The following is a 9441-nucleotide window of genomic DNA, read 5'->3' as shown; positions in this document are numbered from 1 at the left end:
GCTGCAACCAGTGTGAAAGTAGGTCATCGTCAGGCTTTTATTCCGCATAGCCCCTGATTCCCAGTGAATCAGGGGCTTTTGCTTTTACAGTCCTACCATAATCCCCTCAATGTCTTCCCTCGGGGCTTCTGATATGCTGCACGGCCTCAAATCTCCGAAATTACCTAATTCTATTTGACGCATGTGATTGATTTGCGTTGATCGATTTAGAAATATTTCTACCTACTTGCATTCTTCAATTAGGTGTTTCGGGACGTGATCTGTCAGAATTAAAGACTTGTCCTAGTCCTCTCGGATTAAAAGACGGTGAATATAAAAAAATCTGTGCCAACTATGAATAATCGTTCTCATCAAATTGTTGCCGTTATTGGAGCCGGTCCAGCGGGACTTATGGCGGCCGAGCAGATTGCGAACTCCGGATGTGAAGTGCATGTTTACGATGCAATGCCCTCCGCCGGTAGAAAGTTCTTATTGGCTGGGAAAAGTGGGATGAATCTCACACACTCTGAAGAGTTTGAGGCGTTCAAACGGCGTTATCGTGGAAGAATGGAGAATTTACAAGAACATTTGGAGCAATTTAATGCTGAAAAAATTCGAACTTGGGCAAGAAGCCTGGGAATTGAGACTTTTGTAGGTAGCTCAGGACGCATTTTTCCCGTGGATATGAAAGCAGCTCCACTACTGCGTGCATGGTTACATCGGTTACGGCTTCGGGGTGTGCAATTTCATATGAGACATAAGTGGATTGCTTGTGAAGAACGGCAATTCCTTTTCACCACTCCTGAAGGAATTCTTACTATTCAGCCTGATGCAGTGGTATTTGCGATGGGTGGCGCGAGCTGGAAGCGGTTAGGATCGGATGGCATGTGGTTGCCAATTTTTGAACAACAGGGCATAGTGACAAAACCGTTTCAACCTAGCAATTGTGGATTTATGCGCGACTGGACCACGCACTTTAGTCAACGATTTTCTGGGATGCCATTAACGAATGTTTTGGCGACAGTGAAGTCGTCGGATGGTGAGGGTCTGACCCGCCAAGGTCAGTTTGTGATCACTGAGGGGGGCGTTGAGGGGAGTCTGATTTATGCCTTATCAGCTGAATTAAGAGAGCAAATTCGTGTCCTTGGCTATGCTCAATTACTACTTGATTTATTGCCAGGTAAGTCGAAAGTGCGTGTTCATAATGAGCTAAATTCTCCACGGGGCTCGCGTTCCTTATCAAGTCACCTACGTAGCAAGCTGGGTCTGCATCCAATTCATTGTGCATTGCTGCATGAGGTTCTAACCGAAACGGTGCTTAAAGATAACGCTGCATTAGCCGAAAGTATCAAGTCCTTGCCAATTCGTTTGGACAATACTTGTCCGATTGATGAGGCGATTAGTTGTGCTGGGGGAGTTGATTTCTCCGAGCTGGATGAACATTTAATGCTGAAGTCGCACGCCGGATGGTTTTGTGCAGGGGAAATGTTAGATTGGGAAGCGCCTACAGGTGGTTACCTTTTGAGTGCCTGTTTTGCCACCGGTGCAGCGGCTGGCCGCGGCGTAAGTAGGTGGTTAGCATTAAATTGATGAACAATTGCATTGAAAAGAGCAACGATGTTGAATGTTACTGAAGAAATAGAGGTAATTTCCCCCTGCGTCAAACTGTGTAAAATTGACAATGAAAGTGGATTGTGTTCAGGTTGCCTGCGCACAATTGCGGAAATTACTATCTGGAGTAAGGCTAACCGCGAAACAAAATTACAGATTTGGAAAAAAATCGATGAGCGAAAGTCGTATGCCGATGTGATCTAAAAGTACAGCGAGAATGTTTATACAGTTCAAGTTTTTCGTTGAAATTGCCGTAATGCACATAACACTAACGGGAAAATCTATTATGCGAACACTTAGCTTGATATTCGCTGCCTTGCTTATTGCATCGCAGGCCTATGCCAACGATCCAGTCACGAAGCCAATCAAACCGGCATCGGCAAAAGAAGAGGCATCGAGTACGCAAAAAGAAGAGGTAAAGCCTGTTAAAGAATTACCTGCTCCACGTGAATCTCGCGCAGCTGAAGCTAGTCGGAAAAAGGAAGCGCAGGCTGCGGACGAGCTGGCAGTAAAAATCGCCGAACGCTTGGCTGTGCTGCGCAAAGAAAAGGACGAACCAAGCAAGGCAAGTGTTCGCCCTTATGTTCGGCCTTATTCCATTCAAGGAAAAAAGCCAGCAGGTCCGGATGAAAAAGCGAAAAAGCATACAGCGGCGACCGACAAACACTGGAGCTATGAGGGTGAAGAAGGTCCACTCGCATGGGGTAAATTAAATTCTGCCAACACCAAATGTGATATCGGCGAACGACAATCACCCATTGATATTCGAGATGGTATACGTGTCGACCTTGACACAATTAACTTTGATTACAAGCCAACACAATTTCAGGTGATCGATAACGGACATACGATACAAGTGAACCTGAACGCCGGTAACTATCTAAATGTTTCGGGGAAGAATTTTGAATTGCTGCAATTTCATTTTCATCGCCCTTCCGAGGAAAGAATTAACGGTAAAGGGTTTGAAATGGTCGCGCATCTGGTGCATAAGGATCGCGAAGGAAAACTTGCGGTGGTCGCCATTTTGTTAGAATTGGGCGAGCCCCATTCTGTTGTACAGTCGGTTTGGAATAACCTCCCCTTAGAAAAAAATGAAGCCGTGAAGGCGCTCAAGAATATTGACCTAAGTCAGTTACTGCCAAAACACCACGGCTACTTTACATATATGGGTTCCTTGACAACGCCGCCATGCAGTGAAGGTGTACTGTGGTTAGTATTGAAGGCGCCAGTTAGCATCTCACCTGAGCAGGCTGCTATTTTTGCGCGTCTATACCCTAACAATGCACGCCCCTTGCAAAAATCGGGTGGGCGCCTCATTAAGGAATCGCTCTAGCAAAGTGGGGCGGGGACAAAGAGCTCACGAACGGCGGACATCAGAGACATGAAACATGATAATGCATGCTTAGATTAAATATTATTGGCGCTGGTCGAGTTGGCCAAACTTTAGGACACCTGTTCAGGCACCATCATCAATTTGACATTGCTCAGGTCTTCAATCAAACATCGCAAAAAAATCGAGATGCGTTGGCGTTCATCGGCGCAGGAACGCGTTTGCTTGAGTTAGTATCAGCTATGCCTGCTGATGTTACTTTGCTGAGTGTTCCGGACGATGATTTTCTTGTTGTGACTGAGTCCCTGATCAATGCTCAAGCCTTGGCGCCAAGGAGTATTATGTTTCACTGTAGTGGCTCTAAATCTTCTCAAGATTTGCGGCGCACATGCCCGGCTTTACAGACTTTAGAGATACAACTAGCCAGCATCCATCCAGTTCGAAGTTTTGCTGTTCCAGCAACAGTCTGCCGTGACTTTTCTGGCACGATATGTAGTGTTGAAGGAGATATCCAGGCGCTTGCCGTGTTATTGCCAGCATTTGAAGCGATCGGCGCTCGTATAGTAGAAATTAATCCTCAGCAAAAACTTTTATACCATGCGGCATCCGTATTCGCGAGTAATTATTTGGTGACTTTGATGGATACTGCCATTGCCACTTATTGTGCTGCGGGCGTAGAGTTTGACATGGCGCAGCAGATGGCGGCGTCATTAGCGGGCAAAACTTTGGAAAATGTATTCGCGTTAGGCACGCAACAAGCGCTGACAGGCCCGATTAAACGTGGTGATATGCAAACCGTAACAACCCAAGCGGCCGCGGTGTCGGCTTGGGATACAGATCGTGGCGCTCTGTATCAGGCCTTTGTATCACCTACCGTGAAGCTCGCCAAACAATAAAAATATATTGCAACGTCTTCGTAAGCACGTTTAAACAAATTATTCCGAGAAATACACGCTATTACGGCCACTCTCTTTGGCTTGATACAAAGCGACATCAGCCCGTTCAAAAACACTATCTTCAGTCTCGTGGGTTTTGCATTCGGCGACACCCATGCTGACAGTGATAGACAAGCGTCCTTTTGCAAGATCTGTTGTACGTGAAAAGTCATTCGCGGCAATCGTACTACGTAAATTTTCAGAAATGGAAGTCGCTTTTTCTAGGGAGCAGTTTTTCAGCAAGAGCAAAAACTCTTCTCCACCCCAACGGCAAATAACGTCACTTTCGCGTAGTGAACGACGGGCAATCGCAGCGATTTCTTTGAGAACGTGATCACCAACTAAATGGCCGTACTTGTCATTTACTTTTTTGAAGTGATCAATATCCATCAGTGCGACGCAGAGGGGTTGGCGAGAGCGCTCGCTGTCAAGGAGTGCTTGTTGAAACACGAAATCAAAGGCTTGTCGGTTCAACAGTTTGGTGAGTGAGTCCGTCGCTGCTGATTTTTCTATCCGTTTTTGATAGCGACGCACGGAAAATAACACAATCATGATCACTGCAAGCGTAATTGCCAAGCCTATCACTGCATTTATCAGTAACAGTCTTTGCAGCGGCTTGAGTTCTGAATCCAGATTCTGCTCGACCAACAGATGCCAGCCTAACTCGGGAATAAAACGGGAATTGACGTAGATGGATTCGTCTTCAACACTGTATTCTAAATGTAAAGATTCATTCTTAGTGTTCGCCAGAATTTGCTTCGCAATCTGGTCTAGACCTGCACTGGTAAGAATATTGATTTTCTTTTGTTTGAAGGAGTTCCCCGACAATACGAGATTTCCTTTCCGATCGACAAAATAGATTTTTCTTTGAAAGCGTGATTGATAGCTATCAATCAGGTTTTTCATCGTGTCCAGAGTAAGGCCAATTCCAACCGCTGCTAAGAATTTTCCGTTGTAATCAAGAACCCGGTAATTGGTGAAGATGGTCATACTATCGTGATTTGCTAAGTCGATATCAACATTCGTTTCATAGGCCGTTTTTAGATTTTTTAATCGAAAATACCATTGGTCACGCACTTCGGTCTCTTTGATGTTTTTGAGTAGACCTTCTGGGTAATAATAATTTTTCGTGAGATCGCTCACTAAGAAGCTGGAGATGGCATTGTTTCTCGCTTTAACTTCTTTCAGATATTTCGAGATCTGTGCTGCATCTTGTTCACCTTCTAAGATCCAGTCTCGCACAAAAGTATCATTTGCCATTTGTGCTGAGACAAACACCGGCCGTAACACGTCCTTTTGAATTTCCGAGTAGACATTGTCGCCAGTAATTGGCAACATGTTTTCAGATAAGCCGCGTCGTAGAGCATCTTTTGAAACTAAGTAACTTGTGGCCAAAACGGCGATAAAACCAAGAATGAGAATTAGTGAAATCCAAATCAAAAGACGGTATTGTTTTAATGATTTACTCATAGGCTGGTTGCAGCACGATTTTTTTGGTTGGGAGAAGGGAGAAATACTTCAATTACAGATAGAGATTAAGTGCCAAGATCATACTATAAACCTTCTGCAATTGACGCCGAATTGCCAATACTATGCCCATTTTCCGTGGTCGAGTTAGGTTTTACTGCTGAAAAAGAAACAGCTTATTTTCGTGATAACAATGATTTTCAAGACAAATCCCGTTAGCATGTTAATACTTTGTTTTTCTCTTCAAGAAAATCTGAATTTTTCAATTTCGCCCCAAACTACTTTTCCGCTCCATTGCAAATGAGGAAACCTATGCACGTTACGAATAAACTACCGATGCCCCTGATCGCTTCCTATGCTTGTGCCGCTTTAGGGTTATTGTTGGTGTTAAAAGCGGGTCTGCTGGTCGCGTTATTTTCGGGTTTATTGTTGTACTCGTTGGTGCGATTGTTGACTCCAACTATTCAACGTAAATTTAGCAATCAACAAGCGCGATTGATCGCAGTCGCTTTCCTATCTTTTCTGATGATCCTGTCGATCAGCCTCGGGATTTGGGGTGTTGTCGTATTTTTGCGTAGTGATGCAGGCAATTTGCAGAATTTGATGCAAAAGCTGGCGGATCTGCTCGAAACTTCAAGGCAGCAATTGCCTGTTTGGCTGACCACTTATTTGCCTGAAGACGTAGATGCATTAAAACGCATTCTGACTGAAACCTTGCGGGATCATGCGGGTGAAGCCAAAATGTTGGGACAAGAAGCTGGGCATTTGATAGTCCATTTATTGTTAGGGATGGTGATCGGAAGCATGGTTGCATTACAAGACGTAAGCAGTGTTCATCATTACCGTCCGTTCGCGGCAGCCCTGCAGCAGAGAATTGCGAATTTGGCTGAAATGTTTCACCGGGTAGTGTTTGCGCAAGTTCGCATCTCCTTGATTAATACGGCATTTACTGGAATTTTCCTGGCGGTGATTTTGCCACTTGCCGGGGTTCATTTGCCATTAGTAAAAAGTATGATCGCGATTACTTTCGTGGCAGGCCTGATACCGGTGGTTGGCAATATCATATCAAACACCGTTATCGTGATCGTCAGCCTGTCATATTCATTACATATGGCAGCGATCTCGCTGGCATTTATGGTGATCATTCATAAGCTAGAATATTTCTTAAATGCGAAAATTATAGGTTCACAAGTCAACGCGAAAGCTTGGGAATTGTTGACGGCGATTTTGGTGATGGAAACTTTATTTGGCTTGCCAGGCATTGTTGCCGCACCAGTTTTTTATTCTTACATAAAGAAAGAGTTGAGCGAGCGTGGCATGGTGTAAGGATATGAAATAAGATTACTGAAACACGGATTAGACATACATTACAGAAGGTAACAACATGATTTTAGAGCTCGCAGAAATTCGTATCCATCCAGGACAGCAGGCTGCTTTTGATGTGGCAATTCAACAAGGCTTAAACGAAGTCATTGCGCACGCTAAGGGCTTTCGTGGATTTAAAGTCAATAAGGGAATTGAGTCACCTGAACGCTATATCTTGATGATATTTTGGGAGACTCTGGAAAACCATACCATTGATTTTCGTGGGTCGGATGCATTCGCCGCATGGCGCAGCATAGTCGGCCCATTTTTTGCCGTTCCGCCTGTGGTCGAACATTTCGATTTGTTAGCCAAATCAGTACAGGCATAAAAACAAGTGAAATAATCACTTATAGTATGAGGGGGATTGTGATCTTGTGAACCGTGATTCCGCCCCAAGTTGCAAAGATCGATTCACTGATTGATTGCCATGGCTGCGCGACCTGAACGGATATCCGGTTTGAGCAGCATGCTTCTGAGTTTGTAAAGGTTATTATGGTTCCTCATCTCGCCACCGCTCTAAACGGTCCATTGCTCGATTTTGAAAAGAAAATTCTGGAAGCGACCCCTTCGATTGAGCGCTGGTTCCGGCTTGAGTGGCAGGAGCATACGCCACCATTTTATTGTTCTGTCGATATGCGTAATTCCGGCTTTAAGTTGGCACCGGTAGATACCAATTTATTTCCGGGAGGATTTAATCATCTCGGCTCAGAAATGCTGCCGCTCGCCGTGCAGGCATCAATGGCGGCGATTGAAAAATATTGTCCCGATGCGCGTAATTTATTATTAATTCCCGAAGACCGTCCGTGTAATGGCTCGTACTGGCAAAACATCGCCCGCCAGATGCAAATTTATCGCCAGACTGGCTTGAATGTACGACTCGGCAATCTGGATGAAAGCTGTACTCAAAATAAAACGATCGCGTTGCCCGAAGGTGGTGAGCTGGTGTTGGAGCCTTTGCAGCGATCAGCGAATGGACGCCGACTAGGGCTGAAGAATTTTGATCCTTGTACGATCTTGTTGAATAATGATCTATCGACCCGTATACCGGCGATTTTGGAAAACATTCACGAACAGACTTTGTTGCCGCCGCTGCACGCAGGCTGGGCAATGCGACGCAAAACCAATCACTTTTCTAGTTACGATGAAGTCGTGAAGAAATTTGCGAAAATGGTGGACATTGATCCATGGTTGATCAATCCATTTTTTGCGAAATGTGGTGATGTCGATTTTGAGGCGGGTACAGGCTTAGACGGTTTGATGGCGACCGTCGATACCATACTCGCAAAGATTAAAAAGAAATACAAAGAATATGGTATCAAGGACAAACCATTCGTCATTGTGAAAGCAGACGCTGGAACTTGTGGCATGGGCATTATGACGGTGCGTGATTCGCGTGAAGTCCGTGATTTGAATTCAAAGCAGCGGAATAAGATGACCGTAGTGAAAGATGGCCGCGAAGTGCACGATTATATTGTGCAAGAGGGCGTGTATACCTTTGAGCAAATTGATGAGAGCGTGGCAGAGCCGGTCGTATATATGATTGATCGCTACGTTGTGGGTGGTTTCTACCGTGTGCATCAAGACCGCGGCATAGACGAAAATCTGAACGCACCTGGAATGGAATTTGTGCCGCTTGCGTTCGCGCAGCAACATGCAGTTCCGGATATGCGTGCCAAGCCAGGCACGGCTGCACCGAATCGCTTTTACATGTATGGTGTGGTGGCACGCTTGGCCCTATTGGCGGCGGCCCTAGAGTTAGAAAAAACCGATCCGAATCCAGAAATTTACTGAGCCTAGACCTATGATGAAATTTGCTTTTCTTACCGACCCTTTAGCGCAATTTAAAATTTATAAAGACTCCACCTACGCGATGATGGAGGAGGCGGTAAAACGTGGGCATAAAATTTTTGCTTTCGGACCCGCTGACATGGCGTTGACTGCCGGCGTAGTAAGCGCCTCAGTGCAGGAAGTGCGGTTAACTGGCGATGTCAATCAATGGTATCAATTAGGTGAACTACACGAATGTCATTTGCATGAATTTGATGCCGTGTTGCAGCGTAAAGATCCACCATTTGATATGGAGTATATCTACGCAACTTACTTGCTTGATATAGCTGAGCGCCAAGGTGCGCGGGTCTTTAACAAACCGTCCGCAATTCGTGATCACAATGAAAAACTGAGCATCGCGCAGTTTCCGCAATTTACGACACCGACGCTGGTTACCCGTAATGAGCAAAAAATACGTGCTTTTTTTGACCAGCATCGCGATATTATTTTGAAACCTCTGGATGGAATGGGCGGTGCCGGGATTTTTCGTGTGCGTGAAGATGGAATGAACTTGGGTTCCGTTATTGAAACGCTGACGGACAACCAAAAGCGTACCATCATGGTGCAAAAATATATTCCTGAGATCGTCCTAGGCGATAAGCGGATTTTATTGATTGATGGCACGGTCGTGCCATATGCCTTAGCGCGAATTCCTCAAAATGGGGAAGTGCGCGGTAATTTGGCAGCTGGCGGTGTGGGAGTGGCGCAAAAATTATCCGAGCGAGATCTCGAAATTGCACAGTCTTTGGCGCCAATACTATCCGGACGTGGCTTGTTGCTGGTAGGATTAGATGTCATTGGCAATTGTCTGACTGAGGTGAATGTCACCAGTCCAACTTGTTTTCAGGAGATTTTCCAGCAAACGGGCGTGAATGTCGCGGCGATGTTTATTGATGCGTTGGAGAAGCGCATTCGTGCGTAATATCT

At 45.3% G+C, this 9441-nt stretch carries 9 protein-coding genes; 8 read left to right on the top strand and 1 reads right to left on the bottom strand.

Annotated elements, in window-relative coordinates:
• Positions 1-333 precede the first annotated feature (333 nt).
• From ACO0KW_RS20315 to ACO0KW_RS20300, 4 genes are all read left to right on the top strand, one after another.
• A complete protein-coding gene (locus tag ACO0KW_RS20315) occupies positions 334-1569 on the top strand; it encodes a TIGR03862 family flavoprotein (RefSeq protein WP_423055159.1) in 1236 nt (411 codons plus the stop codon).
• A gap of 27 nt (positions 1570-1596) precedes the next feature.
• On the top strand, positions 1597-1794 hold the full coding sequence (locus tag ACO0KW_RS20310; protein ID WP_423055158.1) for a DUF1289 domain-containing protein: 198 nt from the start codon (positions 1597-1599) through the stop codon (positions 1792-1794).
• Positions 1795-1876: 82 nt separating this feature from the next.
• The gene (locus ACO0KW_RS20305) at positions 1877-2923 is read left to right on the top strand and encodes a carbonic anhydrase family protein (RefSeq protein WP_423055157.1); all 1047 of its coding nucleotides are present in this window, start codon (positions 1877-1879) and stop codon (positions 2921-2923) included.
• Positions 2924-2988: 65 nt separating this feature from the next.
• Positions 2989-3816, top strand: a complete 828-nt coding sequence (locus ACO0KW_RS20300; protein ID WP_423055156.1) for a Rossmann-like and DUF2520 domain-containing protein — start codon at positions 2989-2991, stop codon at positions 3814-3816.
• Positions 3817-3855: 39 nt separating this feature from the next.
• Here the strand turns inward: ACO0KW_RS20300 and ACO0KW_RS20295 are convergent, their stop codons facing one another.
• Entirely contained in the window at positions 3856-5325 is a 1470-nt protein-coding gene (locus ACO0KW_RS20295; protein ID WP_423055155.1) for a sensor domain-containing diguanylate cyclase, read from the bottom strand.
• 309 nt (positions 5326-5634) lie between these two features.
• On the opposite strand from ACO0KW_RS20295, the gene ACO0KW_RS20290 reads away from it, so the two are divergent.
• From ACO0KW_RS20290 to gshB, 4 genes are all read left to right on the top strand, one after another.
• The gene (locus ACO0KW_RS20290; RefSeq protein WP_423055154.1) at positions 5635-6648 is read left to right on the top strand and encodes an AI-2E family transporter; all 1014 of its coding nucleotides are present in this window, start codon (positions 5635-5637) and stop codon (positions 6646-6648) included.
• A gap of 58 nt (positions 6649-6706) precedes the next feature.
• Positions 6707-7015 (top strand): antibiotic biosynthesis monooxygenase family protein, encoded by a 309-nt coding sequence (locus tag ACO0KW_RS20285; protein ID WP_423055153.1) that lies wholly within the window; start codon positions 6707-6709, stop codon positions 7013-7015.
• Positions 7016-7179: 164 nt separating this feature from the next.
• On the top strand, positions 7180-8478 hold the full coding sequence (gene gshA / locus ACO0KW_RS20280) for a glutamate--cysteine ligase (RefSeq protein ID WP_423055152.1): 1299 nt from the start codon (positions 7180-7182) through the stop codon (positions 8476-8478).
• Between the two features lie 13 nt (positions 8479-8491).
• Complete coding sequence (gene gshB / locus ACO0KW_RS20275; protein ID WP_423055166.1) at positions 8492-9436, top strand: glutathione synthase; 945 nt, start codon at positions 8492-8494, stop codon at positions 9434-9436.
• Positions 9437-9441: the final 5 nt, after the last annotated feature.

Source organism: Undibacterium sp. Ji22W (assembly GCF_049340305.1).
In the GTDB taxonomy this organism is placed as follows: domain Bacteria; phylum Pseudomonadota; class Gammaproteobacteria; order Burkholderiales; family Burkholderiaceae_D; genus Undibacterium.
The sequence above is the reverse complement of the archived record's forward strand: the minus strand, read 5'-3'. Positions and strand labels throughout refer to the sequence as shown.

Coding starts and splice junctions, on each gene's coding strand:
- ACO0KW_RS20315 (WP_423055159.1), top strand. CDS start 334: ATGAATAATCGTTCTCATCAAATTGTTGCCGTTATTGGAGCCGGTCCA.
- ACO0KW_RS20290 (WP_423055154.1), top strand. CDS start 5,635: ATGCACGTTACGAATAAACTACCGATGCCCCTGATCGCTTCCTATGCT.
- gshB (WP_423055166.1), top strand. CDS start 8,492: ATGAAATTTGCTTTTCTTACCGACCCTTTAGCGCAATTTAAAATTTAT.
- ACO0KW_RS20295 (WP_423055155.1), bottom strand. CDS start 5,325: ATGAGTAAATCATTAAAACAATACCGTCTTTTGATTTGGATTTCACTA.
- gshA (WP_423055152.1), top strand. CDS start 7,180: ATGGTTCCTCATCTCGCCACCGCTCTAAACGGTCCATTGCTCGATTTT.
- ACO0KW_RS20285 (WP_423055153.1), top strand. CDS start 6,707: ATGATTTTAGAGCTCGCAGAAATTCGTATCCATCCAGGACAGCAGGCT.
- ACO0KW_RS20300 (WP_423055156.1), top strand. CDS start 2,989: ATGCTTAGATTAAATATTATTGGCGCTGGTCGAGTTGGCCAAACTTTA.
- ACO0KW_RS20310 (WP_423055158.1), top strand. CDS start 1,597: ATGTTGAATGTTACTGAAGAAATAGAGGTAATTTCCCCCTGCGTCAAA.
- ACO0KW_RS20305 (WP_423055157.1), top strand. CDS start 1,877: ATGCGAACACTTAGCTTGATATTCGCTGCCTTGCTTATTGCATCGCAG.